Genomic DNA, 24481 nt, shown 5'->3' with positions numbered 1-24481 from the left:
TTGCATTCTGGACAGGGCGAAGCCGGCGCGCGACACAGGGCGCAACGAACCGGGCACAACGAAGAAGGGGAAGGCGATGCGCGACATCCTGCGCAGGCTCTACGACATCACCGGCATCCTCGGCGGGCTCTTCATGATCCTGCTGCTGGTCTTCGTGCTGTATTCGGTGTGGCCCGGCGTCGGCCTGTGGATGCAGCAGAGCCTGGGCCTGCCCAACCCGTTCAACTATGTCGCGCGCTCGGCCGACGAGCTGGCCGGCTACGCGATGTGCGCCTCGGCCTTTCTCGCCTTCGCCGCCACCTTCGGCCGCGGCGAACATATCCGCGTCACCCTGATCCTGCAGCGCTTCGAGGGCCGCGCGCGGCGCGTCCTCGAGCTCTGGTGCCTGGGTGTCGGCTCGCTGCTGGCGGGCTATCTTGCCTGGTATTCGATCAAGCTCTGCTACGTCAGCTGGCAGATCAACGACCTGTCGACCGGGCTGATCGCCATCCCGCTGTGGATCCCGCAGCTCGGCATGGCGCTGGGCGCCGTGGTCTTCGCCATCGCCATCGTCGAGCAGCTCGTCGTCGTCGCCATGGGCGGCCCGCTGATGCGGGAGGTCTCCGCCGAAGACGCCCGGATCGAGCGCTGAGGCCGAGATGAGCGGATTGGACGCCCAGATCGCGCTGCTCGCCGTCGCCGCGCTGTTCTTCCTCTTCGGGACCGGAATCTGGATCGGCCTGTCGATGATCGGCGTGTCGATCGCCGTGATGTGGATCTTCGCGCCCAATCGCCTGGCCGGCGACGCGATGGCGACGACGATCTTCTCCGACAGCTCGTCGTGGACGCTGACTGCGCTGCCGCTGTTCATCTGGATGGGCGAGATCCTGTTCCGCACCGCCATCTCCGAGGACATGTTCCGCGGCCTGGCACCGTGGATGCAGCGGCTTCCCGGCCGGCTTGTGCACACCAACATCCTCGGCTGCTCGATCTTCGCCGCCGTCAGCGGCTCCTCGGCGGCGACCTGCGCCACCATCGGCAAGATGACCGTGCCGGAGCTGCGTCGGCGCGGCTACCCCGACGACATCGCCATCGGCTCGCTGGCGGGCGCCGGCACGCTCGGCCTGCTGATCCCGCCGTCGCTGATCATGATCGTCTACGGCGTGCAGGCCGAGGTCTCGGTCGCCAAGCTGTTCGCCGCCGGCATCGTGCCCGGTGCCATGCTGGGCGTCCTGTTCATGGGCTACGTCGCGCTATGGGCGCTGATCAATCGCGACCGAGTGCCGCCGCGCGATCCCTCGACCTCCCTGGGCGAGAAGCTGCGCGCCTCGGGCGCGCTGATCCCGGTCGTGGCGCTGATCCTGCTGGTGCTGGGCTCGATCTATGCCGGCATCGCCACCGCCACCGAGTCGGCGGCCTTCGGCGTGCTTGGCTCCTTCGCCATCGCCGCGGCGCAACGGCGCCTGAACCGTGAGACGTTCTGGCAGAGCGTGATGGGCGCCACGCGACTCACCGCGATGATCCTGCTGATCCTCGCCGGCGCCTCGTTCCTCAAGCTGGCGATGGGCTTCACCGGCCTGCCGCGCCATCTGGCGGAATCGATCGCCGCCATGCAGCTCACGCCGGCGATGCTGATCCTGGTGCTGGCGATCCTCTACATCGGCTTGGGCTGCTTTCTCGACGGCATCTCGATGGTGGTGCTGACCATCGCCATCGTCATGCCGATGATCGAACAGGCCGGGATCGACAAGATCTGGTTCGGCATCTTCGTCACGCTCGTCGTGGAGATGGCGCAGATCACGCCACCGATCGGTTTCAACCTCTTCGTGCTGCAGGGCATGACCGGCAAGTCGATCTTCTGGGTCGGCAAGGTCTCGTTCCCGTTCTTCGCGCTGATGTGCGTCGCCGTGGTCATCACCTATGTCTTCCCCGACGTGGTGATGTGGCTGCCCAACCAGATGACGCAGGCGGCGCGCTAGGTCAGCGGGCGATGAACTTGTCCCGCGCGCTGATCGCGGCCTGCAGGATCGGCAGGTAGCCCGTGCAACGGCAGATGATGCCGTCGATGGTTTCGCGGATCGCCTCGTCAGTCGCGTCGGGCTGCCTGCGGAACAAGGCGGCCAGCGCGATCAGGAAGCCCGGCGTGCAGTAGCCGCACTGCAGCGCGTGCTGTTCCTGGAATGCCTTGTGCAGGGCAGCAAGTACGGGATCGTGGGCGAGGCCTTCGACGGTCACGACGCGCGTGCCGTCGGCCTGCATCGCCAGCGTCAGGCAGGACAGTCGCGGCGTGCCGTCGACAAGCACGGTGCAGACACCGCAGACGCCATGCTCGCAGGGTAGATGCGTACCCGTGAGGCCGAGGTCCTCGCGCAGGAAGTCGCCCAGGCGACGGCGCGCCTCGACCTCACGGTGGTGGACGATCTCATTGACGCAGATTTGCACCGTGCCCGTTGTTGCCATCGGCTCATCCTCTCGCACGATCGGCGGGCTGCGTCAGACGGGCGATGCAGCGCCGGATCAGGACGGCGGCGACCCTGCGGCGATCCTGCGCCGAGGCGTGGATGTCGTCGCTCGGCTCGATGTCCGGATGGTTCAGCGCTTGATCGATGCGCTCCTCGAGCGATGGCCCCGAAGCCAACGGCCCGAGCACGAGTCGCGCGGGCTTCAGCCCGCAGCCGCCAACGACGCCCAGGAGGGCGCCCGCGTTGGCGGCCGACGGAAGCAATGCAACCGCCGACAGGACGATCGCGAATGCACCCGACTGGCGTACGAACTCGTCGAAGGCGAAACGTGTGCCCGGGCCGGGCCGTGGAATCTCTATGTCCGTCAGGATCTCGTCGGGCGCGAGCGCCGTCGTGTAGAAGGACCGGAAGAAGTCGCGCACGTCGATCCAGCGCGCGCCGCCCACGCGCTCGGCGCGCACGCGGCCGCCAAGCAGGCTCAGCACCGTCGGCCATTCCGAGGCGGGGTCGGCGAGCGCGAGGCTGCCACCGAACGTGCCGTGGGACCGGATCGCGGCGTGGGCGATGTATGGCCCCGCCATCGCAAACAGCGGAATAGCCGCCCTGAGCTCGGGCGAGTCGATCAACTGCTGATGCGTAACGCGCGCGCCGATGCGCACGGTGTCGGCTTCGATCCTGATCTCATCGAGACCGGGAACGCGGCGCAGGTCGATGAGGCAGCTGGGCCGCGCCAGGCGCAGATTCATCGCTGGCAACAGGCTCTGTCCGCCTGCCAGGATACGGCCGGCGCCCTCGCTCTGCGCGAGCAGCGCGGCGGCCTCCGCAAGACTTGCCGGCGCGAAATACTCAAACGGGGCGGGCCGCATTGGCCTTCTCCTCGCGCTTGGCGCGCAGCGCCGCCAGGATGTTGCGCGGCGATAGCGGAGTCGCATGGATGCGCACACCGAACGGGGCCAACGCATCCTCGACGGCGGCGGCGAGCGCGGCCGGTGGCCCGAGCGTGCCAGCCTCGCCGGCGCCCTTCACGCCCAGCGGATTAAGCGGTGACGGCGTTTCCATGTTGAGGATTTCGATCTCCGGCACGTCGTCCAATCTCGGCAGGATGTATTCCTGCAGGGTCGTCGCCTGCGGATTGCCGTGTGGGTCGTAACCCAGCTCCTCCAGCAGGCTGCCGCCGATACCCTGGACCAGCGCACCCAGTACTTGGCCGCGCACGATCAGCGGATTGATCATGCGGCCGCAGTCATGCAGCACGACGTAGCGCAGGACGCGCACGCGGCCGGTCTCGACATCGACCTCGACGAACGCCGCATGCACGGCATTGCCCCACGAGGTGGTCGGCATCTCGAACACCGCCGTCTCGTCGAGACCCGGTGCGCCGCCGACCGGCAGCGCCAGCTCGGGCGTTGCCAGTCGCGCGCAGTCGGCGAATGTCAGGCGCCGGTCGGTGCCCGGCTCGAAGACCGCCCCGCCTTCGACGACAAGGGTGTCGGGCCTGATCTGGAAGTGCCTCGCCGCGATCTCGACGAGGCGGGCGCGCAGAGCCGATGCCGCCTTGTGCACGGCGCCTCCGCCGGCGACTGCGCCGCGACTGTGATACGTGCCGCGACCGTAGGTCAGCGCGTCGGTGTCGGTGGCGAGCACGACCACGTCGGCCGGGTCGACGCCGAGCTGGTCGGCGCAGACCTGGGCGAAGACGGTCTTATGGCCCTGGCCACTGTCGACCAGCCCGGTGTGAACCACCAATTTGCCCGACGGATCGACGCGCACCCGCGCGTACTCATAGGGTCCGAGCCCGCCGGCCTCGATATTGCACTCGATGCCGAGGCCCAGATGGCGGCCTTCGGCGCGCGCCGCCGCCTGCTCGCGGCGAAACGAGTCGCGGTCGATTGCCTGCAAGGCGCGCTCGAGCGCGCCGGGATAGTCGCCGCTCTCGAACAGCAGCGGATTGCCGTCGCGATAAAGGATGCCCGGCGAATAGGGCATGTCGGCGGGCTGGATGAAGTTGCGACGCCGGAGCTCGATCGGATCGATGCCGATCTGCTGTGCGGCGCGGTCCATGATCCGATTGAGCGCAAAGGCGGCCTCGGGGCGGCCGGCGCCGCGAGACGGCGCGGAGTGCGTCTTGTTGGTCAGCACCGACTGGACATGCGCGGCGAAGGCCGGCAGCCGGTAGGGCCCCAGCATGTGGCACATGCCGAGATACGACAGCACCACCGGGAAGGTGAGGTAGCCTCCGGCATCGATGCGGGCGCGGTAGCGCAGGCCAAGGACCCTGGCGTCGGCATCGAGCGCCAGCTCCATATCGAATTCCTGCTGGCGCGAATGGCTCGAGCCGACCAGCTGCTCGGCCTTGTCTTCCAGCCACTTGACCGGGCGGCCCAGCCGATGGGCGGCCCAGGGCACCAGCACGTCCTCGGAATACATGCCGGCCTTCTGGCCGAACCCGCCGCCGATGTCGGGCTGCAGCACGCGCACTGCATAGTGGGGCAGGGCAAGCGATTCGCAAATGAGCCCCCGCAAAAAATGCGGCAGCTGATGGCTGGCCCAGACGGTCAGGCCATCCTGGGCGGGCACGGCGAGCAGACCGCGGCCCTCGAGCGCCATGCCGGAATAGCGCTGGATGGCGAAGCGATCGCGCACGACATGCGCAGCGCTTGCGAACGCAGCCTCGATATCGCCGATCGTCGTCCTGAACTCGAGCGCGACGTTGCCGGGCTGGTCCTCGAACAGCCGTGGGGCATCGGCGGCGAGCGACTGTTCGATCGTCGTCGTCACAGGCAGTGGCTGATAGTCGACCTCGATCAGCTCGAGCGCGTCCTCGGCAATCTCACGGCTCTCGGCCACAACCAGCGCCACCGGCTGGCCGACATAGCGCACCTTGTCCTGCGCCAGCGTCGGATGCGGGCAGGTGCGGATGGTGGGTTGCCAGCGGTCGATCAGGCTTTTTGGGAACTGGCCGAAGGACGGGAGCGCGCGCTGGGCGGCGCCGAGGTCGGCTGCCGTCGCCACCAGGGCGACGCCGGGCAGTGCCGTCGCCTTCGTCGTGTCGATGGCGCCCACGCGCGCATGGGGCAATGGGCTGCGGAGCACCGCCGCGACCAGCATGCCCGGCGCGGCAAGATCGGCAGCGTAGTAGCCGCGGCCGCTCAGCAGCCGCGGATCCTCGATACGCCTGAGTGCGGCGCCGACGTGCCGGACAGAGGTGACCATCGATCGCCCCGCGGACGCCTAGGCAGCCTCTTTCCGGCGGGCGCCGAGGAAGTCGAGAACCACCTCCGCAACCTCTTTGTGCTTCTCGACGAAGGGGATGTGGCCGCCATCCGGCATGACGTGCAGGCGTGCCCCCGAAATGGCGGCGGCGATCTTCTCGCTCAGCGCCAGCGGGATCAGCTGGTCATTGCCCGAACCGATCACCAGGGTGCGCGCTTTGACCTTGGGCAGCTCGGCGGTGAACTTGGGCTCGTGCTCCTGTCCCGGCAGGGCGCGGCCCCAGGCCAGCACCGAGCGCACGAAGGCGAGATAGAGCTCGGCCGAGTTGCGCCGGATGATCTCCTGGTTGAGCTTCATCTGGCGGAAGCCCTCGTCGGAGTTGATGAATCCGCGCGTGAGAGTCCACAACGCCATGTAGTCGGCGACCTCCTCGCTCATGCCCAGGCGCTCGATCAGCCGCGCCCGCAGGTCGAAGTTGAGCACCGCGGCCCGATCGAGCTCGCTGAACGCGCCGACGACGATGAGGTCGCGCACGCAATGCGGGGAGCGCACCGCCAACGCCAGGGCCATGGCGCCGCCGAGAGAGGTGCCCAGGACATGCATCGGCCCCTGTCCCAGGGTCTCGATCAGGCGTGCGAAGTCGTCGGCCCACGACTCGACGGAATAGGGCGGCGGCGACTTGCTCGACCCGCCGATGCCGCGCGGGTCGACGGCATAAACCTTCGTCGCGCCGGCGAAGCGCGGCAGAACGAGGCGATAGTACTGATGATCGAGGCCGAGCCCTGGCAGCAGCAGAAGCGGCTCACCCTCACCCTGCACGACGTAATGCAGCTCGGCGTCGCCGATGCGCACGTGCGCCATGGTTTCCTCCCTTGCTCCTCCATTATGGTTACCATGGTTCCTATTATTGGGCAAGCCGGTCCAGTGCCGATATCAATGTCGCCTTGGCCTTGCCGTCGAGCGGCCGCATGGCGCGGTTGAGGATGCGGTAATAGCCGGGCATCGCCTTGGTGAGCAGGGCGGAGCCGGCGGCGGTGATCGAGACCAGCGAGGCGCGGCCGTCGGTCTGATGCGAGGTGCGGTGCACCAGGCGGGCCTCCTCCATGAAGGCGAGCACGCGAGCTGTGTTCTTCTTGGAGATGCCGAGCTGGCGCGCCAGCTCGGCCGGCATCAACCGCTTGTCGGCGGTGCGCTCGAGCACGATCAGCACCAGGAAGCGGGCCTGCGACAGACCGTGCTGCGAGAAGTGGCCCTCGAGGTCGCGGATCAGGTGGCTGGCGACCCACAACAGCTTGAGGCACGCGGTCGTCGAATCCACTTCCATCTCGGGAAAGCGTTTCGCGAACTCTTTCAGGACCTGCTCGCTCGGGAGCTCTTCGAGAAAGAACATCAGCACCAACTGCGGAATAGGGGGCCGGCAAACGCTCGCTCGTCACTCATACCGCGAGGTGTGCTCCGCGACTACGGCGCCGGCTAGCTCTTCTGGCGGCTCAGCACAGGCGCAGGGGACTCAATGCCGCTTCGCTGACGCCCAGCGCCGCGATGTCCCCGGGCATCGCCTCGCCCAGCGCCAGCGCTGCCGACAGCCGGCCCATCGCCGGCGCGCTCTGGATGCCGTAGCCGCCCTGTCCGGCGAGCCAGAAGAAGCCCTCGGCGTCGCCGTCGAAACCGACGACGAACTCCTTGTCGGCCACGAAGCTGCGCAGGCCTGCCCACTTGTTGCGGATACGTGGAACGGTGAGCGTGGTGTGCGTCTCGATGCGGTCGACGGCGATGGCGATGTCGAGCTCCTCGGGCTGCGCATCGCAGGGCTCGCTTGGCGTCTCGTCGGCCGGGGAGCCGAGGAACTGGCCGACCTCGGGCTTGAAGTAAAAAGTCTCGGCCAGATCGACGACGATCGGCAGGCGGGCGATGTCCGTGCCCTGCGGCGCGTCGAAGGTGAAGGCGGTGCGGCGCTTCGGAACAAGACCGATCGGCCTGGCGCCGGCCATCGCGCCCAGCACATCCGCCCAGGCGCCCGAGGCGTTGACGACGACTCGGGCGAGGATCGTCTCGCCGTTCGCCAGCCGGACGTGCCACTGGCCGTTCCTGCGATCCAGCGCCGCGACCTCGGCCTTCAGGTGCAGCGCCGCGCCCGCGGCCCGCGCGCCCCTCAGGAATCCGGCGTGGATCGCCGCCACATCCATGTCCTCGGCGTCCGGCTCCCACACCGCGCCTTCGACCAGCTCGGGCCGCAGCAGGGGATGCCGCCTCAGCGTCTCGGCGCGATCGGCGCGCTCGACCGTATCGACCAGCGCGTGGAAGTCCCGGTAGGCGGCGTCGATCCTGTCGGCCTCTCCGGGACGCCCGAAGAGCAGGGCGCCGCGGGGCGACAGCAGCGGCACATCGGCGAAGCCGGCAGGCGGCTGGCGATAGAACTCGCCGCTGCGGACCGTGATCGCGCGCACCGCGGCGCTGCCGTAGGTCTCGGTGTAGAGCGCCGCCGAGCGGCCCGTCGTGTGGTAGGCCGGGACGTGCTCGCGCTCGAGGATCGCGACCCTGGCGCGCGGTGCAAGGTAGTAGGCACAGGATACGCCGGCGATGCCGGCGCCGATGATGGCGAAGTCGACTTCCATGACGGTGGACTATCGCAACTCGCGCGCCGCTGCGATAGTCGCGAGCGGGAGGACGGCATGAATATCGCGTCTCTGCTCGTGAAGTCGGCACAGGCCTTTCCCGACATGATCGCGCTGGCCAAGGGCGAGGCGCCGCACGCGACCTGGCGCGCCATGCTGCGCAAGGTCTCGGTGATGGCCACGCACCTGCGCCACCGCATGGGGCTGCGGCCGGGCGAGCGAGTGGCGCTGGCGATGACCAACGGCGTGGAGTCGCTGGAGGCGATGTACGCCATCTGGCACGCGGGACTTTGCGCCGTTCCGATGAACGCCAAGCTGCACCCCCGGGAGTTCGCCTTCATCCTCGAGAATTCCGGCGCACGGGCCTGCTTCGTCACGCCGGATCTCGCCGAGGCCATCGCCTCGGTGAAGGACGATTGTCCCCAGCTCGCGCGCATCATCGACTGCTCGACGCGCGACTACACCTCGATGGGCATCGGCGATCCGATCGCGCTGCATCGATCCCTGCCGACCGACGCGGCGTGGTTCTTCTACACATCAGGGACCACCGGCCGGCCCAAGGGTGCGGTGCTGACCAACCGCAACCTGCTGGCCATGAGCCAGAACTACTACGCCGATGTGGACCGGCCCGAGCCGGGCGGCTCGATCATCCATGTCGCGCCGATCAGCCACGGCTCGGGCCTGTGGAACTTCCCGATGCTGGCGCGCGGCGTCACCCAGGTGTTCCCCGAGAGCGGCCGCTACGAGGTGCCCGAGATGGTGCAGCTGTTGCACCGCTGGCCCGACGCCACCATCTTCCTCGCGCCGACCATGGTGAAGCGGCTGATCGATCATCCGATCGTCGGCGAGATGCGGCCGGGCGAGATCCGCACGATCAGCTACGGCGGCGCGCCGATGTATGTCAGCGACCTGAAGAAGGCGCTCGACGTGCTGGGCAACGTGATGGTGCAGCTCTACGGCCAGGGCGAGAGCCCGATGACCATCAGCCATCTCAGCCGCGCCGTACATGCCGACAGGGACCATCCGCGCTGGGAGCAGCGCCTGGCCTCGGCCGGCCTGCCCGACACCTGCGTCGAGGTGCAGGTGGTCGACGAGCAGGGCCAGTCGATGCCCACCGGCGAGGTCGGCGAGATCATCGTGCGCGGTGACACCGTCATGGAGGGCTACTGGCAGAACCCGGAGGCGACGGCGAAGTCGCTGCGCGAGGGCTGGCTGTGGACCGGCGATGTCGGCTGCTTCGACGAGGAGGGCTTCCTGACCTTGAAAGACCGCTCGAAGGACATGATCATATCGGGCGGCAGCAACATCTATCCGCGCGAGATCGAGGATGTGCTGAACATGCATCCCGCGGTGCTCGAATGCTCGGTGGTCGGCCGCCCGCATCCCGAATGGGGCGAGGAGGCGGTGGCCTTCGTCGTGCCGCGCGAGGGCCGCACCGTGACGCCGGCCGAGCTCGACCAGCTCTGCCTCGACAACATCGCGCGCTACAAGCGGCCCAAGGAGTACCGCTTCATCGACGCCCTGCCGAAGAACAACTACGGCAAAATCCTCAAGACGGACCTCAGAACGAAGCTGTGATGCGCCTCGTAGCCGCCCTGCTCCTGTCGATCCCGCTGGCGACGCCGGCGCCGGCGCAGGACGGGCATCACGGACTCGGCCATGCCGAGATGCATGACTGGTACCGCACGTTGAGGCACCCGTTCACCGGCCGGCTGTGCTGCGACAACCGCGACTGCCGGCCGACGCGCGCCTATGTCGACGACGAGGGCTATTGGCGCGCCATGCTCGACGGCCACTGGGTACTCGTACCGGACGACGTGGTGCTGAAGAACGCCTCGCCCGACGGCCGCAGCCACATCTGCGCCAACGAGCGCGGCGTCATCTTCTGCTTCGTCGGCGGCGTGCCGAAGGGGTGATTGGGATCGCCGGCGCTCCCAAAAACTACGTGGCGGCCTCGCCGATGTCGGGATGGGTGGTCGGCGGCGGCATGCCCAGCGCCGGCCGCGTGTCGTACTTCCAGCGTGCGAAGGGACCATCCTGGCGCACGTAGAAGAACATCGCCTGCAGGCGCCAGTCGCCCCGCAGCGGCTCTCGCCAGTGCGGTCGCTCGCGTCCGGCATAGACGAGGATGTCGCCCGGTACGAGGTCGATCGACTCGACCGTGCCGTCCGACGCTTCGATCAGGATCGGCCAGGGTGTGGCGTCGCTGCCGTCGACGGCGGCGGTGATCGCCACCTCGCAGGAATCGCGATCGGTGTGCGGCGTGAGCCTGGTGCCGCGCGGGTATAGGCGCAGGTAGGAGAATGTCGGCCACAAGGCCGCGCCGCCGGTCGCGTGCGCGATCATGGGGGCGAGGAACTCCATGACCGTGTCGACCGGCTTGTGGCCGTACCAGCCGGTGGCGCCTTCCGACTCGCCGTCGGCTTCGCGCCAGCCGCCGGCGCGGGCACGATCGAGGAGCGGCGCGGCGACCTGCCTGAGGCTCTCGCGCAGCGGTGCGATCAGCCCGCCGCGCAGCACGCGAAAGCCTCGTTGCTGGTAGTCGCCGGCCAAGTCGGCCTCAGCGCCCCTTGAAAACCGGCGTGCGCTTCTCGCGGAAGGCGCGGCCGCCTTCCTGGCCGTCCTCGCTCAGCCGCACGCGCTCGAGATCGACCATGGCGTGGCCCATCAGCTCCGACGGCCCCTTGGGCAGCACGCTCTGGGTGATGAAGCGCTTGATGGTGCTGAGCACCAGTGGCGCGTAGGTCGCCAGCTCCTGGCCCCAGGCGACGGCTTCCTCGACCTGCTTGCCGACCGGCACCAGCTTGTTGACCAGGCCGACCTCGTAGGCGCGCTGGGCCTCCATCGGCTTGCACATCATGATGATTTCCATGGCGATCTTGTGCGGGATCCGCCCGGCGAGGCCGGAGATGATGCCACCGGTGAAGCCCAGCTTGGCCTCGGGATAGTAGAACTTCGTGCTCTCGCTCGAGATGCAGAGATCGGCCATCATGGTCATCACCATGGCGCCGCCGACCACCCAGCCCGAGGTCGCCGCGATGACCGGCTTCTCGGTCTGGATGCCGACGGTGGGGATGCAGCGCCACAGCTCGGGCAGGTCGGTGACATCGGCGCCGGCCGAGAAGTTGCGATCGCCGGCGCCGGTGATCACCGCGACGCGTTGCGCGTCGTCGACGTCGAACTCGACGAAGGCGGCCTGCATGTCGGCCGCCACCGCGCGGCTGATGGCGTTGCCCTTGTCGGGCCGATTGATGGTGAAGACGGTGACCGCGCCGTGCCGGTCGACCTTGACGACGTCACTCATGAGACTCCTTGCACCTAGATCTTGATGTTGGCCTTGCGGATGATCTCGCCGAAGCGCTTGCTCTCCGATGCGATGGCCGCGCGCAGCTGGTCGGAATCGAGATAGGTCGGCCGCAGCTGGCCCTTGTCCATCTTCTCGATGACGGCGGGATCCTTCATCGCCTCGTCGATCGCCCTCGACAGCCTGTCGACGATCGGCCTGGGCGTACCCCTGGGCGCCATGATGCCGTACCAGCTGTCGGCCATGTCCTTGCCGTAGCCGCTCTCGCGCATGGTCGGCACGTTGGGCAGATCGGGCTTGCGCGCCTCGCCCAGCATGGCGATGCCCTTGAGCTTGCCCGACTTGATGTGCGGCAGGGTGAGCTGGTCGAACTGCAGCTGGACCTCGCCGGACATCACCGCCTGCAGCGCCTGGGCGCTTCCCTTGTAGGGCACGTGCACAAGGTCGATGCCGGCCTCGAACTTCAGGTTCTCGCCGAACAGCTGGGTGATGGTCGCCATGCCCGAGGAGCCCCAGTGCAGCTTTCCCGGATTGGCCTTGGCGTAGGCGATCAGCTCGGCCAGCGTGTTGACTGGCACCGAGGGATGCGCCGCCAGCGCGCCCCACGACGTGCCCATGCGCGCCACCGGCTCGAAGTCGTTGACCGGGTGATAGGGGATCGGCTGCAGGTGCGGCGTGATGCAGACCATCGCCACCGTCATGCCGAGGAAGGTGTAGCCGTCATTGGGCGCGTTCTTGACGATCTCCGCGCCGATCGCGCCCGACGCGCCGCCGCGATTGTCGAAGATGAACGGCTGGCCGAGGCTCGACTGCACCTTGTCGAGAACGATGCGGGTACAGACATCGGTCGGGCCGCCCGGCGGATAGGCGATCACCACACGTACCGGCTTGCTCGGCCACGCGCGCTGCTGCGCGATCGCCGGCGCCGCAAGGACGGCGGCCGCACCGCCAAGGACCACGCGGCGGCCCAGCCTGGACGCCCTGTCTGCCATCGCTTCCTCCCGAACGCTGACCTTGAGTAGAACGGCTGGTCGTCAGGGCGGGCCGAAGCGCGCCTTTGCCGCCACCACCATGCATCCCTTGCCCATCTCCAGTACCGCGACGCGCTCGGCCTCGAGCGTGGCCACGAACGGCGCTTCATGCGCGAACCAGCTCAGATAGCTTACGGCGTGGGCCAGCGCCTCGACATCGAGGCCTTCGAGCTGCGGCCGGCAGCGCAGGCCGGCGAGCAGCGAGCGACCGCGCGCCACGTCGAAGGGCACCCAGTCGCCGGCCTTGTCGCTGGCGTCGTCGATGGCGCCGACGATGACCGCGGCCTGGCCGCCGGGCAGGCGATGGATCGCCATGCGGATGGAGGGCGCGTCGCCCACCGCCGCTGGCTCGCCGGCGGGAATGCCGAAGACGCCGACCACCTGCTTGATGTCGGCATCGGCGATCTCGCCGACGAAGCTCGAGCCCAGCTGCATCGGCGGCAGGAAGCCGGGGCGCTCCGGCAGCGACGTCGTCGCGCGAGTCGCCAGTCCGGCGACCAGGTCTCGATCATCCACGCTGAAACGTCCTTCCGTTCTCCCGGGGCGGCGAAGCTTCACACAGGACGCGGCGGGGCGCTAGGCTCTGTGACCGTACCGGAGGGAGCAGTTTCGCATGGGCACGCGGCTGAAGGACAAGGTGGCGATGGTCGTCGGCGCCGGCTCGAGCGGGCCGGGCTGGGGCAATGGCAAGGCCACGGCCGTGACCTTCGCGCGTGAGGGCGCACGCGTCTTCTGCATCGATCGCAACCTCGAAGCCGCCGAGGAGACTGTGGGCATCATCAGGGGCGAGGGCGGCGAGGCGGTGGCTTTCGCCGGCGACGCCAGCAGCTCGGCGGACGTCAAGGGCATGGTGCAGGCCTGCCTCGGCAGGTGGGGCCGCATCGACGTGCTCGACAACAATGTCGGCATCAGCCGCGACGGCGGACCTGTCGAACTCGAGGAGAAGGACTGGGACCTGGTCTTCGACGTCAACGTCAAGAGCTTCTTCCTGACATGCAAGCACGTGCTGCCGGTGATGGAGGCGCAGCGCAAGGGCGCGATCATCAACGTCTCGTCCATCGCCTCGCTGCGTGCGCCGCGCGGCATCCGCTATATCGCCTACAACGCCAGCAAGGGCGCGGTGAACAGCTTCACCCAGGCGGTGGCGCTGATGTACGCGGAGAAGGGAATCCGCTGCAACGCCATCCTGCCCGGCCTGATGCACACGCCGATGATCGACATCCTGAAGAACCAGTACGCCGCCGGCGACTACGACAAGATGATCGCCATCCGCGATCGCGCCTCGCCCACAGGCAAGATGGGCACCGCCTGGGACACCGCCAACGCCGCGCTGTTCCTGGCTTCCGACGAAGCGGCCTACGTCAACGGCCACCTGCTGATCGTCGACGGCGGCATCACCATCAGGGCGTGATTGCGACGCCCGGGCTGCCTGACCTTCCTGTCATCCCGAGCACAGCGAGGGATCCAGGGCCGGCGCCTGGATCCCTCGCTGCGCTCGGGATGACAGCGGTGATTCAGTACGTCGCTAGCGATGTGATGCCGGCGGCGCGCGCAGCCTCGGCTCCACGAACCGCCGGTAGAACCAGGTGCCGACGAAGACGATGGCGAAGATGCGGAACAGGTGGTGCGTCGCCACCATGGCGATGTCGGCGTGCAGCGCAAGGCCGACCAGGCTCATCTCGGCGAAACCGCCGGGCGCGTAAGAGAGCGCGATGTCGTCGGTCGGCAGGCCGGTCAGGAAATGGCCGAGCTGGGCGAAGGCGACGGCGACCAGGATCAGCAGGATGGCGGCGAGGAAGCCGTAGAGCAGGTCGCGCGCCACCTCGCGGAAGACGGCGCCGACGAAGCGGCAGCCAATCGCCGAGCCGATGATCACCTGGGCGAAGGCGACAAGCTCGCCCGGCGGCTTCGACGCCGTCCAGCCCAGCAGATGCACGACGCCGCTGGCCAGCATCGGCCCGAACATCATGCCGGCCGGCATCTTGATGCGCGTGGCGATCAGCGCGCCGACCACGCCGCAGGCTATCAGGATCGCCACGTCGCGCACGCTCAGCGGCGGCGCCGCGGCGGCCTGGAAGACCGACGACACCGTGCCGTACATCAGGCGATAGAAGAACGGGATGGCCGTGACCACGGTCAGGATGCGCACGGCGTGCATCAGCGCCACGGTGCGCTCGTTGGCGCCGTAGACCGAGCCCAGCATCACCATCTCGTTCAGCCCGCCTGGCATGGCGGCGAAGTACGACGTGCGCGCGTCGTAGCCGCCGCGACGGCGCAGCAGCCACCACACGCTGGCGGCGCTGGCGGCGCTCATCGCCACCAGCAGGGCCATGGTCATCAGCCATTTCGGTACGTGGTCGATCATGTCGGGCGAGAAGCCGCTGCCCAGCAGCACGCCCAGCACCACCATCATGATCTGGCGCAGCCGGTTGTTGACGCCCACCGGCGCGCCGGCCATTGCCGCCACGGTGCAGAACACGGCGGCGCCCATCATCCAGGCCAGCGGCATGCGCAGCAGGTGGAAGCAGAAGCCGCCGACGCCGCCGATCACCATGGCGAGGGCGAAGTAGCGCCAGCCGGTGTGGCCGACGAAACCCTTGAGCCGCTTCGCGCGCTCCTCAGCGACGCGTTGCTTGTCGTCGTCCTGCGCCATTACCTTCCCCCGGAGGGGGAAGGTGGCGCGCAGCGCCGGAAGGGGGATGTCGAAGACGAACGGAGAAGTCCGTCTTCGACATCCCCCCTCCGGGAGAAGGCAAGACACAACAACTCACTCACGACAGGAACTGTTCCTTCAGGATGCGCTCCTCGAGGTGGTGTTCGGGATCGAACAGAAGGGTAAGCGCGCGCGTCGTGTCCTCGGTCACCGTCACCGACGTGACATTGCGCACCTCGGTCGAATCGGCCACCGCGCTCACCGGCCGCTTGCCGGGCTCGAGGATGTCGAGCGTCACCCGCGCGGTGCGCGGCAGCACCGCGCCGCGCCAGCGCCGCGGGCGGAACGGGCTGATCGGGGTGAGCGCCAGCAAGCCGGCGCCGAGCGGCAGGATCGGGCCGTGGACCGAGAGGTTGTAGGCGGTCGAGCCGGCCGGCGTCGCCACCATCACGCCGTCGCAGGCCAGCTCGTCGAGGCGCTTCTGGCCGTCGATGGAGATCGCGATCTTGGCGGTCTGTCGCGTCTGGCGCAGCAGCGAGACCTCGTTGATGGCGTGCGCCTGGACGATGTCGCCGCGGACGGTGCGCGCCTCCATCAGCAACGGGTTGAGCACGACGCGCTGCGCGCGCTCGAGACGTGAATGAAGGCCGTTCTCGCGCCAGGCGTTCATCAGGAAGCCGACCGTGCCGCGATTCATGCCGTAGATCGGCACGTCGCGGCCCATGAAACGGTGCAGGGTCTGCAGCATGAAGCCGTCGCCGCCCAGCGCGACGACCACGTCGGCCTTGGCCGGCGACACCTCGTCGTAGCGCTGGCGCAGGCGCTGGACCGCCTCGCGCGCGTCGGCGTTGCGCGCGGCGACGAAAGCGATCTTGTGATTCATGCGGGGGCGGGTGGAAGAGACGGCATGTTGCGCCGCAGTATAGCGGGGGATGCCCGTCGCACCAGCGCCTCAGGCCCGTCCGGGACGGCGCAGGCGGAAGCCGCCGATCACCGCCAGCGCGACCAGCACCAGCGCCAGCGCGATGTAGTTCAGCACCGCCCAGCCCTCCAGCTCAAGCACCACGCTGGCCATGATGCTGGCGAGCGTCGTCGTGCCGAACACCGCGAAGTCGTTGAAGGCCTGCGCCTTGCCGCGCTCGGCCGGGCGGTAGGTCGTGGTCAGGAGCGTGGTGGCACCGACGAACAGGAAGTTCCAGCCCACGCCGTTCAGGCCGAGCGCGCCGCGGAAATGCCACTCGCTGATGCCCAGCAGCGCCACGGCGACGCCGCCGACCAGCAGCACGCTGCCGGCGATCATGATGTTGAAGATGCCGAAGCGGTTGATCAGCTGGCCGGTGAAGAACGAGGGCAGGAACATGCCCATGACATGGACGAAGATCGTCACCGGCGCTTCGGTGCGATCCAGCCCGCATTGCACGATGGCCAGCGGCGAGGCGGCCATGACGAAGGACATCACGCCGAAGGCGATCATGCCGCCGGAAGCGGCAACCATGTAGGCCGGCTGGCTGATGATCTCGAGCAGCGGACGCTGCGGCCCTTCGCTCTCGACCGACTTTACCTCGGGATAGTCGATGAAGCCGTGGATGACGAAGACGATCGCGTGCAGCGCGATGACGAAGACGAAGCTCGCCTGGAAAGTCGGCAGCCAGATGTCGGGCGTGAAGCGCGCCAGCGCCGGGCCGATGATGCCGGCCAGCACGCCGCCGGCGGTGACGTAGGAGATCGCCTGGGCGCGGAAGATCGGCGGTGCCAGCTCGACGGCGGCGAAGCGGTAGAGCTGCATGTTGGCGATGGCATTGCCGAGGAACAGGCCGCCCACGCACATCAGCAGGAAACTGCCGGTGCCCAGGCCGATCACCGCCAGCAGCGCACCGGTCATGCCCATGGCCGAGCCGACGCGGAACCCGAAGCGGCGGCCGCGACGCATCATCAGCAGCGAGGCCGGGAACACAGAGAGCATGACGCCGAGGTGCTGCATCGTGACCGGCAGATTGGCCCACATGCGCGTATCGGGCGAGACGATGGTCAGCACCGCCAGCGCCGAGGAGGCGAACATCAGCGTGTTGCTGCTCTGGGTCAGCGCCTGGCACATCGCCAGCAGGGCGATGTTGCGCATCGAGCGCCGCGGCAGGGTGGGGGGAACGGACGCCGCGGGGCGTTCCGCAGTCGTGTCGGAGCCATCCATTGGGCGCGGACCATAGTCGCCCGCCCCGGTCGCCCCAAGCGGTTAAAGCGTGCCCGGCCCGGCGATTGCGCGGCGCCTGTTCTGCGCGTGGCGGATGACTGACGGCCCTAGAACTCGCGCAGCAGCTCGCTCACGGCATTGCCGCTGGGCGGCTTGACCTCCGACCATTCGAGCCCGCCCAGCGGCCGCGCCCAGGACCGACCCGACACGACGTTGCTGATGATCTCAAATTGGTCGGTCGAACGGCAGGCGACGCCTTCCGCCCGCCCGCCGCCGAGATGGGCCGACCACATCCTGTCCAGTTCATGCTGTGTCATGTGTGCCCCCGCGGAGGAGACAACCCATTTCGATCCCCGATTGTGGCCGATTGAGGACTTCGGCGGCGGCCGAAGCACGGGCCGGACGACGCGTGCGAGGACGCGGCTCCCGACCACCCCGGAGGCCGCGATGACCGTCACCGTCTTCATCCGCTACCAGATCGACCCCTTCAAGCGCGCCCAGTTCGAGGCCTATGCAAGGCGCTGGCTGACCATCATCCCGGCCTGCGGCGGCACCGTCGTCGGCTACTGGATGCCGCACGAGGGCACCAACAACATCGCCTGGGGCCTGGTCTCCTTCGACAGCCTCGCCGCCTACGAGGCCTACCGCGCGCGCCTGCGCGCCGATGCCGAGGGCGCCGCAAATTTCGCGACGGCCGAGAGCGAGCGGTTCATCCTCGCCGAGGAGCGCACATTCCTGCGGCAGGTCGAGGCCGCCTAGACTATCGGCGCGCGAGCCTGGCGCCCTCGACCAGCGCCATCATCTTGCGTCGCGCCAGGCCACGCGGCAGGGCGGAGAAGCCGCAATCGGCGGTGATCCGCAGGCGTTCCGCCGGCGCGTGCTTGAGGCATTGCACGATGCGCTCGGCGATCTTCTGCGGCGTCTCGATGTGGAAGTTCTTCACGTCGAGCACGCCGACGCCGACATCAAAGCGCCGGGCAAGCGCGCCGACGGTCTCGAGCTGCGCCATCTCGCGGTTGGCGAACTCCAGCGAGACCTCCTCGGCGTCGAGCGTCAGCAGCGCCGGCACCAGGCGGCCGATGTCGCGGTCGGCCATCGGCCGGCCGGCGTTATTGCCGAAGCAGACATGGACGGCGCGACGCACGCTGAGGCCCGACGTGGCGCGGTTGATCACGGCGACGCTGTCCTCCAGCGACAGGCCGAAGGGTCGCTCCGGCAGGCCGGGCTCGTCGAGCTGGATATAGTCGGCGCCGGCGGCCGCCAGGCCGGCAAGCTCGGCGCGCACGATGCCCACCAGCGCCTCGATGATCGCGCCGCTGTCGCGGTCGCCGGCATCCATGAAGCCGGCGAAGGTCAGCGGGCCGGGCAGCGCGACCTTGAGGTGGCGGCCGGGCACCAGGCGCCTGAGCGCCTTGAACTCCTCGACCACGCCCAGCCCGTCGGGCGCGCTGACTGCGCCGTCGGGCGCGAAATGCGGCGCCATATCGTAGCCGGGCACGCCCAGCTTGCGCGGCGGCGGCACGCGCTTGAGCCCGCGCAGCTTGCCGAACACCTCGAAGACGAAGCGCTGCCGGCGCAGTTCGCCGTCGCTGATGATGTCGAGACCGGCCTCGATCTGGTCGGCGATGGCGATGCGGGTCGCGTCCTCGTAGAGCTCGTCGAGATCGCCCGGCCCAAAATCACCCTCGCGCGCGCGGCGCTGGCCGGAGATGAACCAGCCCGGCGAGGCGTAGCTGCCGACGCCCATGGTCGGCAGGATCGGCAGCGCGTTCATCGATCTCCTTCCGTGCTTTCGCCTCGCGATGATGCCATGGATGCTACAGTGGCGGGCAAGGGCGAGGAGACGTGGGATATGCGGGTGGTGATCGTCGGCGCCGGTGCGATCGGCGGCTGGCTGGGCGGCGGGCTGGCGCGCGCGGGCCATGACGTGGCCTTTCTGGCGCGCGGCCGCAACCTGGCGGCACTCGATCGCAATGGGCTGGTCGTGCGCGAGGGCGAGAAGACCCACGAGTATGCGGTCGAGGCGTCGGACGATCCGGCGAAGCTCGGCACCTGCGACTACGTCGTGCTGGCGCTGAAGGGCCAGGACGTCGCCGGCGTGGCGTCGTCGTTACGGCCGCTGCTGGGAGCCGACACCGCCGTCGTCAGCACCATGAACGGCCTGCCGTGGTGGTTTCTCGACGGCTTCGGCGGCGAGCTGGCGGGGCAGGTCTTGACCTCGGTCGATCCCCAGGGTGCGACCCTGGCCTCGATCGAGGGGCGCCGCGTGATCGGCGGCGTGGTGCATGGCTCGACGCGGCTCGAGGCGCCCGGCGTGGTGCGCATCGTGAAGATCGACCGGCTGCTGCTGGGCGAGCCCGATGGCCAGGGCAGCTCGCGGCTGGCGGCCCTGGCCGAAGCCTTCGCCAGGGGCAGCGTGCCGGCCGTGCAGACCGGCAGTATCCGCATGGAGATCTGGGCCAAGCTCTGGGGCAACATGAATCTCAATCCGCTGAGTGCGCTCTCACGCGGCACCATGGCGCGCATGCTGGGCGACCCGCTGCTGTTCGGTCTCGCCGCTGGCATGATGCGCGAGATGGACGAGGTCGGATCGCGCATCGGGTTGAAGATGACCATGACGCCGGAGGACCGGCTGGCGGTGACGGCGCGACTGGGCGACTTCAAGACCTCGATGCTGCAGGACCTCGAGGCCGATCGGCCGCTGGAGGTCGAGCCGTTGCTCGGCGTCGTGGTCGAGATGGCGGATGCGTTGGGATTGGAGCTGCCGCTGTGTCGCGGCGTATTGGGCACGGTCCGGCAGCTCGAGGTGAGCCGGACCATGGCGAGGCAGGGAGGCGCGTCGTGAGCAAGGGCATGCGCAAGGGATTGGCGACCTACGGCGATCCCGGGTTCTCGCTCTTCCTGCGCAAGGCCTTCATCAAGGCCATGGGCTTCAGCGACGACGCGCTCGAGCGGCCGATCGTCGGCATCACCAACACGTTCAGCGACTTCAATCCCTGCCACGGCAACGTGCCGAGGCTGATCGAGGCGGTGAAGCGCGGCGTGATGCTGGCCGGCGGCCTGCCGATGGAGTTTCCCACCGTCTCGATCGCCGAGTCGTTCTCCAACCCCACCAGCATGTTCCTGCGCAACCTGATGTCGATGGACACGGAGGAGATGATCCGCGCCCAGCCGATGGACGCGGTGGTGCTGATCGGCGGCTGCGACAAGACCGTGCCGGCGCAGCTGATGGCCGCGGCCAGCGCCAATGTGCCGGCGATCATGCTGGTCACCGGCCCGATGCTGGTCGGCCACTACAAGGGCGAGGTGTTGGGCGCCTGCACCGATTGCCGCCGTCTGTGGGCGCAGCACCGCGCCGGCGAGTTCTCCGAGGCCGAGATCGAGGAGGTCAGCGGCCGACTGGCGCCGACCCAAGGCACCTGCATGGTGATGGGCACGGCCAGCACCATGGCCTGCGTCACCGAGGCGCTGGGCATGTCGCTGCCCGGCACCGGCTCGATCCCGGCGACGCACGCCGATCGCTTCCGCGCCGCCGAGGCCACCGGCGCGCGCGCGACGGCGATGGCCAAAGCCGGCAGACCGACGCCGCGGGAGATCATGACCAGGCCCGCCTTCCGCAACGCCCTGGTGACCTTGCAGGCGCTGGGCGGCTCGACCAACGGGCTGGTGCATCTCACCGCCGTGGCCGGCCGCTGCGGCATCAGGATCGATCTCGACGAGGTCGACGATCTCGGCCAGAAGGTACCCGTGCTGGCCGACCTCAAGCCCTCGGGCGCGCACTATCTCGAGCACTTCCACTGGGCCGGCGGCACCATGCGCATGCTGCGCGAGCTGAAGGAGCTGCTGGTACTCGATGCGCCGACCGTCGATGGCGGCACGCTCGGCCAAGCGATCGACGCGGCGGCGGAGATTCCCGGCCAGACCATCATCCGCAACCGCGAGACGGCGCTTTCCGCCACCGGCGCGATGGCCGTGCTGCGCGGCAACCTCGCGCCCGGCGGCGCCATCATCAAGCAGTCGGCGGCCTCGCCCAAGCTGATGAGCCACGAGGGCCGCGCCGTGGTCTTCGAATCGGTCGAGGATCTCACCAACCGTGTCGACGATCCCAATCTCGACGTGCGCGCCGAGGACGTGCTGGTGATGCGCAATGGCGGGCCGCGCGGCGCGCCGGGCATGCCCGAGGCGGGCTACCTGCCGATCCCGCGCAAGCTGGCGCGGCAGGGCGTGAAGGACATGGTGCGCATCTCCGATGCGCGCATGTCGGGCACCGCCTTCGGTACCATCGTGCTGCACATCACGCCGGAATCGGCGATCGGCGGGCCGCTCGGCCTGGTGCGCAGCGGCGATCGCATCAGGCTCGACGTGCCCAATCGACGCATCGACATGCTGGTCGACGATGCCACCCTGGCGCAGCGGCGCAAGGAATGGCAGCCGCCGCGGGAGATCGACGACACGGTACGTGGCTATGCCGGGCTGTTCCAGCGCAGCGTGCTGCAGGCCGACGAAGGCTGCGACTTCGACTTCCTTGTCGATGGCCCGCGCAGTGCCCATGTGAAGCCGCGATGAGCGCACTCCCTTCGATCTTCGTATCGCACGGCTCGCCGATGATGGCGGTGACCGAATCACCGGCCCGTGCCTTCCTGGTCGCGCTGGGCAAGAGCCTGCCGCGACCGAAGGCGATCGTCGTCGCCTCCGCCCACTGGGAGGAGCGCGGTGCCGTGGTCGGCGGTGCGGCGCAGCCCGGCACGATCCACGATTTCTACGGCTTTCCCGAGCCGCTCTACCGCATCCGCTATCCCGCGCCCGGCGACACCGCTTTGTCGCGCCGCGTCGCCGACATGCTGGAGACCACCGTGGATGCGACGCGCGGCTTCGATCACGGCGTGTGGAGTCCGCTGATCCTGATGTATCCCGAGGCCGATATCCCTGTGATCCCGGTGGCGCTCGACGAGGCGGGCGACGCCGCGCGCCATCTGGAAATCGGTCGCAGGCTGGCGCCGCTGCGTGAGGAGGGCGTGCTGGTGCTGGGCAGCGGCTCCTTCACGCACAATCTCGGCGCGCTGCGCTCGACGCCGCCCGGTCGGCCGACGCCGGCGTGGACCACGGATTTCATCGACTGGACCGTGAAGCGGCTCGAAGCCGGCGACACCGAGTCACTGGAAGACTGGGAGGACAAGGCGCCGCACGCGCTGCAGAACCACCCAACGCCGGAGCATTTCATGCCGCTCTTCGTCGCCGCCGGCGCCGGCGGCAAGACCGAGCTGCTGCACGACAGCGTGCAGCACGGCATCCTCGCCATGCACGCCTTCGCGTTTCACTAGGGACTTACTGTCATCCCGAGCGCAGCGAGGGATCCAGGCCGACCCTGGATCCCTCGCGGCGCTGCAGGGGCCACGGACGGCCCCGAGGATGACAAAGTGATTCTGCCTTCGCGCGCCGGCGCTGCCAGTCAAACCTCGACGATGAAATCGAAGCGCGCGGTGGCGGCAGTCGACGCCTTGCCCGTGAGCATCTGCAGCGACGGCTTGTAGAGCACGTCGCGTGCGTTGCCGGGGTCGCCGGGGAAGTAGAGCTGCGTCGTCAGGGTTCGGCCGCCCGGCGGCGTCACCTTCACGTGATAGTGCCGGGTGCGGCCCGGATAGCGCCCCGGCACGACGGTCTCGAAGCGCCAGTGACCGCGCTCGTCGGTGATCTGATGTCCGCGGAACTCGTAGCCGCGGTTGTCGTAGTCACCGGCGGCATCGGCGTGCCAGAGGTCGACGATCGCGCCGCGCACAGGCTGGCAGGTGCGCGTCATCACGATGCCGTCGAGGCTGATGCGCTCGCCGCGGTGCTGGGCGGCGAGGTTCGCCTGCAGCGGCGAGCCGCCGCGGAAGAACGGGCCCTCGGTCTGGCGTTCGGTGGCGGCGATGCCGGGCGTGCAGGCGACCGGCTGCGCCAGGGCGGGACCCGCGGCGGCGATCAGGCCGCCGGTGCCGAGGAGCAGGAGATGCCGCCGCGACGGCATATCAGCCGCCGGTCACGCTCATGTGGCGCGCCACGGCGGGCGTGCGGCGGCGGCGGTCGATGACGAAGTCGTGGCCCTTGGGCTTGCGCGCGATCGCCTTGTGGATCGCCTCGACCAGCTGCTCGTCGCTCTCGCTGGCGCGCAGCGGCGCGCGCAGGTCGGCGGCATCCTCCTGGCCCAGGCACATGTAGAGCGTGCCGGTGCAGGTCAGCCGCACGCGATTGCAGGCTTCACAAAAATTGTGAGTCAAGGGCGTGATGAAGCCCAGCCGGCCGCCGGTCTCGGCGACCCTGACGTAGCGCGCCGGCCCGCCCGTCGTGAAATCGAGGTCGGTCATGGTGAAGCGCCGCGCCAGATCGGCGCGCACCATCGACAGCGGCAGGTACTGATCGACGCGCTGCTCGCCGATCTCGCCCATCGGCATGACCTCGATGAACACCAGGTCCATGCCGCGGCCATGGCTCCAGCGGATCAGCTGGTCGAACTCCATGTCGTTGACGCCCTTCAGCGCCACGGCGTTGATCTTGATGTGCAGTCCGGCCTGCTGGGCGGCGTCGATGCCGCGCATCACCTGGTCGAGGTCGCCCCAGCGGGTCAGCGTGCGGAACTTGTCGCGGTCCAGCGAATCGAGCGAGACGTTGAGCCGCTTCACGCCGCAATCCGCCAGCTCCCGGGCGTGCTTCGCCAGCTGGCTGCCGTTGGTGGTCAGCGTCAGCTCCTCGAGCCCGTTGCCGATACGCTTCGACAGGCCGCGCACCAGCGACATCACGTTCTTGCGTACCAGCGGCTCACCACCGGTCAGGCGCAGCTTCTTCACGCCAAGCCCGATGAAGGCACCGCACAACCGCTCCAGCTCCTCCAGCGACAGCAGGTCGGCCTTGGGCAGGAAGGTCATGTCCTCGGCCATGCAGTAGACGCAGCGGAAATCGCAGCGATCCGTCACCGAGACGCGCAGGTAGGAAATGTGCCGGCCGAAGGGGTCGATCATGGTGAGCGCAATATAGTGGCAGCATGCCCGTCCTACGACCC

General features: G+C 68.7%; 26 protein-coding genes. 9 read left to right on the top strand and 17 right to left on the bottom strand.

Annotated features, from left to right (window positions below; genetic code table 11):
- The first annotated feature begins 76 nt into the window (after window positions 1-76).
- Together KF889_13515 and KF889_13510 are read left to right on the top strand one after the other, a co-directional pair.
- Window positions 77-631, top strand: coding sequence for a TRAP transporter small permease (locus tag KF889_13515; protein ID MBX3500462.1), 555 nt, complete (start codon window positions 77-79; stop codon window positions 629-631).
- A gap of 7 nt (window positions 632-638) precedes the next feature.
- Window positions 639-1958 carry a TRAP transporter large permease subunit gene (locus tag KF889_13510; GenBank protein ID MBX3500461.1) on the top strand — a complete coding sequence of 440 codons (1320 nt, stop codon included), beginning with the start codon at window positions 639-641 and terminating at the stop codon, window positions 1956-1958.
- Window position 1959: 1 nt separating this feature from the next.
- On the opposite strand, the gene KF889_13505 is transcribed toward KF889_13510, so the two are convergent.
- The 6 genes from KF889_13505 to KF889_13480 form a co-directional block, all read right to left on the bottom strand.
- Window positions 1960-2439: a (2Fe-2S)-binding protein gene (locus KF889_13505; GenBank protein ID MBX3500460.1), complete on the bottom strand. Its 480-nt coding sequence runs from the start codon at window positions 2437-2439 to the stop codon at window positions 1960-1962.
- Between the two features lie 4 nt (window positions 2440-2443).
- Window positions 2444-3307 carry an FAD binding domain-containing protein gene (locus tag KF889_13500; protein ID MBX3500459.1) on the bottom strand — a complete coding sequence of 288 codons (864 nt, stop codon included), beginning with the start codon at window positions 3305-3307 and terminating at the stop codon, window positions 2444-2446.
- Complete coding sequence (locus KF889_13495) at window positions 3288-5654, bottom strand: xanthine dehydrogenase family protein (GenBank protein ID MBX3500458.1); 2367 nt, start codon at window positions 5652-5654, stop codon at window positions 3288-3290. Before KF889_13495 ends, KF889_13500 begins: the two co-directional genes overlap by 20 nt.
- A gap of 18 nt (window positions 5655-5672) precedes the next feature.
- Complete coding sequence (locus KF889_13490) at window positions 5673-6515, bottom strand: alpha/beta fold hydrolase (GenBank protein ID MBX3500457.1); 843 nt, start codon at window positions 6513-6515, stop codon at window positions 5673-5675.
- 43 nt (window positions 6516-6558) lie between these two features.
- On the bottom strand, window positions 6559-6972 hold the full coding sequence (locus KF889_13485) for a MarR family transcriptional regulator (protein MBX3500456.1): 414 nt from the start codon (window positions 6970-6972) through the stop codon (window positions 6559-6561).
- A 172-nt stretch (window positions 6973-7144) separates the two neighbouring features.
- On the bottom strand, window positions 7145-8269 hold the full coding sequence (locus KF889_13480; protein ID MBX3500455.1) for an FAD-binding oxidoreductase: 1125 nt from the start codon (window positions 8267-8269) through the stop codon (window positions 7145-7147).
- Between the two features lie 57 nt (window positions 8270-8326).
- On the opposite strand from KF889_13480, the gene KF889_13475 reads away from it, so the two are divergent.
- Together KF889_13475 and KF889_13470 are read left to right on the top strand one after the other, a co-directional pair.
- Window positions 8327-9847 carry an AMP-binding protein gene (locus tag KF889_13475; GenBank protein ID MBX3500454.1) on the top strand — a complete coding sequence of 507 codons (1521 nt, stop codon included), beginning with the start codon at window positions 8327-8329 and terminating at the stop codon, window positions 9845-9847.
- Window positions 9847-10185: a hypothetical protein gene (locus KF889_13470; protein MBX3500453.1), complete on the top strand. Its 339-nt coding sequence runs from the start codon at window positions 9847-9849 to the stop codon at window positions 10183-10185. The genes KF889_13475 and KF889_13470 overlap by 1 nt, the downstream gene beginning before the upstream one ends.
- Before the next feature lie 25 nt (window positions 10186-10210).
- Here the strand turns inward: KF889_13470 and KF889_13465 are convergent, their stop codons facing one another.
- From KF889_13465 to KF889_13450, 4 genes are read right to left on the bottom strand one after another with little or no spacing between them, the layout of a single operon-like run.
- The gene (locus KF889_13465; protein ID MBX3500452.1) at window positions 10211-10822 is read right to left on the bottom strand and encodes a hypothetical protein; all 612 of its coding nucleotides are present in this window, start codon (window positions 10820-10822) and stop codon (window positions 10211-10213) included.
- Window positions 10823-10829: 7 nt separating this feature from the next.
- Window positions 10830-11573: an enoyl-CoA hydratase/isomerase family protein gene (locus KF889_13460; protein MBX3500451.1), complete on the bottom strand. Its 744-nt coding sequence runs from the start codon at window positions 11571-11573 to the stop codon at window positions 10830-10832.
- Window positions 11574-11587: 14 nt separating this feature from the next.
- Window positions 11588-12565 carry a tripartite tricarboxylate transporter substrate binding protein gene (locus tag KF889_13455; GenBank protein ID MBX3500450.1) on the bottom strand — a complete coding sequence of 326 codons (978 nt, stop codon included), beginning with the start codon at window positions 12563-12565 and terminating at the stop codon, window positions 11588-11590.
- Between the two features lie 42 nt (window positions 12566-12607).
- Window positions 12608-13120, bottom strand: a complete 513-nt coding sequence (locus tag KF889_13450) for a hypothetical protein (protein MBX3500449.1) — start codon at window positions 13118-13120, stop codon at window positions 12608-12610.
- Between the two features lie 97 nt (window positions 13121-13217).
- On the opposite strand from KF889_13450, the gene KF889_13445 reads away from it, so the two are divergent.
- The gene (locus KF889_13445; GenBank protein MBX3500448.1) at window positions 13218-14015 is read left to right on the top strand and encodes an SDR family oxidoreductase; all 798 of its coding nucleotides are present in this window, start codon (window positions 13218-13220) and stop codon (window positions 14013-14015) included.
- Window positions 14016-14129: 114 nt separating this feature from the next.
- Here KF889_13445 and KF889_13440 read toward each other — a convergent pair whose 3' ends face one another.
- The 4 genes from KF889_13440 to KF889_13425 all read right to left on the bottom strand — a co-directional run bounded on the left by KF889_13440 (window position 14130) and on the right by KF889_13425 (window position 17762).
- Window positions 14130-15257, bottom strand: a complete 1128-nt coding sequence (locus KF889_13440) for an AbrB family transcriptional regulator (GenBank protein ID MBX3500447.1) — start codon at window positions 15255-15257, stop codon at window positions 14130-14132.
- A 118-nt stretch (window positions 15258-15375) separates the two neighbouring features.
- Window positions 15376-16140 (bottom strand): NAD kinase, encoded by a 765-nt coding sequence (locus KF889_13435; protein MBX3500446.1) that lies wholly within the window; start codon window positions 16138-16140, stop codon window positions 15376-15378.
- Window positions 16141-16209: 69 nt separating this feature from the next.
- Window positions 16210-17376, bottom strand: a complete 1167-nt coding sequence (locus tag KF889_13430) for an MFS transporter (protein ID MBX3500445.1) — start codon at window positions 17374-17376, stop codon at window positions 16210-16212.
- 176 nt (window positions 17377-17552) lie between these two features.
- A complete protein-coding gene (locus KF889_13425) occupies window positions 17553-17762 on the bottom strand; it encodes a hypothetical protein (protein ID MBX3500444.1) in 210 nt (69 codons plus the stop codon).
- A 130-nt stretch (window positions 17763-17892) separates the two neighbouring features.
- On the opposite strand from KF889_13425, the gene KF889_13420 reads away from it, so the two are divergent.
- Window positions 17893-18204 (top strand): NIPSNAP family protein, encoded by a 312-nt coding sequence (locus tag KF889_13420; GenBank protein MBX3500443.1) that lies wholly within the window; start codon window positions 17893-17895, stop codon window positions 18202-18204.
- 1 nt (window position 18205) lies between these two features.
- Here KF889_13420 and KF889_13415 read toward each other — a convergent pair whose 3' ends face one another.
- The gene (locus KF889_13415) at window positions 18206-19219 is read right to left on the bottom strand and encodes a cobalamin-independent methionine synthase II family protein (GenBank protein ID MBX3500442.1); all 1014 of its coding nucleotides are present in this window, start codon (window positions 19217-19219) and stop codon (window positions 18206-18208) included.
- A 78-nt stretch (window positions 19220-19297) separates the two neighbouring features.
- Here KF889_13415 and KF889_13410 point away from each other — a divergent pair, with 78 nt between their 5' ends.
- From KF889_13410 to KF889_13400, 3 genes are read left to right on the top strand one after another with little or no spacing between them, the layout of a single operon-like run.
- Window positions 19298-20290 carry a 2-dehydropantoate 2-reductase gene (locus KF889_13410; GenBank protein MBX3500441.1) on the top strand — a complete coding sequence of 331 codons (993 nt, stop codon included), beginning with the start codon at window positions 19298-19300 and terminating at the stop codon, window positions 20288-20290.
- An 8-nt stretch (window positions 20291-20298) separates the two neighbouring features.
- Complete coding sequence (locus tag KF889_13405; protein ID MBX3500440.1) at window positions 20299-22011, top strand: dihydroxy-acid dehydratase; 1713 nt, start codon at window positions 20299-20301, stop codon at window positions 22009-22011.
- Entirely contained in the window at window positions 22008-22766 is a 759-nt protein-coding gene (locus tag KF889_13400) for a dioxygenase (protein MBX3500439.1), read from the top strand. Before KF889_13405 ends, KF889_13400 begins: the two co-directional genes overlap by 4 nt.
- Window positions 22767-22894: 128 nt before the next feature.
- Here KF889_13400 and KF889_13395 read toward each other — a convergent pair whose 3' ends face one another.
- Together KF889_13395 and moaA are read right to left on the bottom strand one after the other, a co-directional pair.
- Window positions 22895-23452, bottom strand: coding sequence for an intradiol ring-cleavage dioxygenase (locus tag KF889_13395; protein ID MBX3500438.1), 558 nt, complete (start codon window positions 23450-23452; stop codon window positions 22895-22897).
- A gap of 1 nt (window position 23453) precedes the next feature.
- Window positions 23454-24440, bottom strand: a complete 987-nt coding sequence (gene moaA / locus KF889_13390; protein MBX3500437.1) for a GTP 3',8-cyclase MoaA — start codon at window positions 24438-24440, stop codon at window positions 23454-23456.
- Window positions 24441-24481: the final 41 nt, after the last annotated feature.

This window comes from Alphaproteobacteria bacterium, assembly GCA_019635875.1.
In the GTDB taxonomy this organism is placed as follows: Bacteria; Pseudomonadota; Alphaproteobacteria; order Reyranellales; family Reyranellaceae; genus JAFAZJ01.
This window is presented reverse-complemented; position numbering and strand designations above follow the sequence as displayed.

What these genes read in the sequence shown, in the direction of transcription:
- KF889_13425 (MBX3500444.1), bottom strand. Translation starts at nt 17,762, where the DNA reads ATGACACAGCATGAACTGGACAGGATGTGGTCGGCCCATCTCGGCGGC.
- KF889_13405 (MBX3500440.1), top strand. Translation starts at nt 20,299, where the DNA reads ATGCGCAAGGGATTGGCGACCTACGGCGATCCCGGGTTCTCGCTCTTC.
- KF889_13470 (MBX3500453.1), top strand. Translation starts at nt 9,847, where the DNA reads ATGCGCCTCGTAGCCGCCCTGCTCCTGTCGATCCCGCTGGCGACGCCG.
- KF889_13415 (MBX3500442.1), bottom strand. Translation starts at nt 19,219, where the DNA reads ATGAACGCGCTGCCGATCCTGCCGACCATGGGCGTCGGCAGCTACGCC.
- moaA (MBX3500437.1), bottom strand. Translation starts at nt 24,440, where the DNA reads ATGATCGACCCCTTCGGCCGGCACATTTCCTACCTGCGCGTCTCGGTG.
- KF889_13410 (MBX3500441.1), top strand. Translation starts at nt 19,298, where the DNA reads ATGCGGGTGGTGATCGTCGGCGCCGGTGCGATCGGCGGCTGGCTGGGC.
- KF889_13505 (MBX3500460.1), bottom strand. Translation starts at nt 2,439, where the DNA reads ATGGCAACAACGGGCACGGTGCAAATCTGCGTCAATGAGATCGTCCAC.
- KF889_13400 (MBX3500439.1), top strand. Translation starts at nt 22,008, where the DNA reads ATGAGCGCACTCCCTTCGATCTTCGTATCGCACGGCTCGCCGATGATG.
- KF889_13515 (MBX3500462.1), top strand. Translation starts at nt 77, where the DNA reads ATGCGCGACATCCTGCGCAGGCTCTACGACATCACCGGCATCCTCGGC.
- KF889_13455 (MBX3500450.1), bottom strand. Translation starts at nt 12,565, where the DNA reads ATGGCAGACAGGGCGTCCAGGCTGGGCCGCCGCGTGGTCCTTGGCGGT.
- KF889_13500 (MBX3500459.1), bottom strand. Translation starts at nt 3,307, where the DNA reads ATGCGGCCCGCCCCGTTTGAGTATTTCGCGCCGGCAAGTCTTGCGGAG.
- KF889_13490 (MBX3500457.1), bottom strand. Translation starts at nt 6,515, where the DNA reads ATGGCGCACGTGCGCATCGGCGACGCCGAGCTGCATTACGTCGTGCAG.
- KF889_13495 (MBX3500458.1), bottom strand. Translation starts at nt 5,654, where the DNA reads ATGGTCACCTCTGTCCGGCACGTCGGCGCCGCACTCAGGCGTATCGAG.
- KF889_13395 (MBX3500438.1), bottom strand. Translation starts at nt 23,452, where the DNA reads ATGCCGTCGCGGCGGCATCTCCTGCTCCTCGGCACCGGCGGCCTGATC.
- KF889_13510 (MBX3500461.1), top strand. Translation starts at nt 639, where the DNA reads ATGAGCGGATTGGACGCCCAGATCGCGCTGCTCGCCGTCGCCGCGCTG.
- KF889_13475 (MBX3500454.1), top strand. Translation starts at nt 8,327, where the DNA reads ATGAATATCGCGTCTCTGCTCGTGAAGTCGGCACAGGCCTTTCCCGAC.
- KF889_13445 (MBX3500448.1), top strand. Translation starts at nt 13,218, where the DNA reads ATGGGCACGCGGCTGAAGGACAAGGTGGCGATGGTCGTCGGCGCCGGC.
- KF889_13430 (MBX3500445.1), bottom strand. Translation starts at nt 17,376, where the DNA reads ATGCGCAACATCGCCCTGCTGGCGATGTGCCAGGCGCTGACCCAGAGC.
- KF889_13460 (MBX3500451.1), bottom strand. Translation starts at nt 11,573, where the DNA reads ATGAGTGACGTCGTCAAGGTCGACCGGCACGGCGCGGTCACCGTCTTC.
- KF889_13420 (MBX3500443.1), top strand. Translation starts at nt 17,893, where the DNA reads ATGACCGTCACCGTCTTCATCCGCTACCAGATCGACCCCTTCAAGCGC.
- KF889_13435 (MBX3500446.1), bottom strand. Translation starts at nt 16,140, where the DNA reads ATGAATCACAAGATCGCTTTCGTCGCCGCGCGCAACGCCGACGCGCGC.
- KF889_13440 (MBX3500447.1), bottom strand. Translation starts at nt 15,257, where the DNA reads ATGGCGCAGGACGACGACAAGCAACGCGTCGCTGAGGAGCGCGCGAAG.
- KF889_13480 (MBX3500455.1), bottom strand. Translation starts at nt 8,269, where the DNA reads ATGGAAGTCGACTTCGCCATCATCGGCGCCGGCATCGCCGGCGTATCC.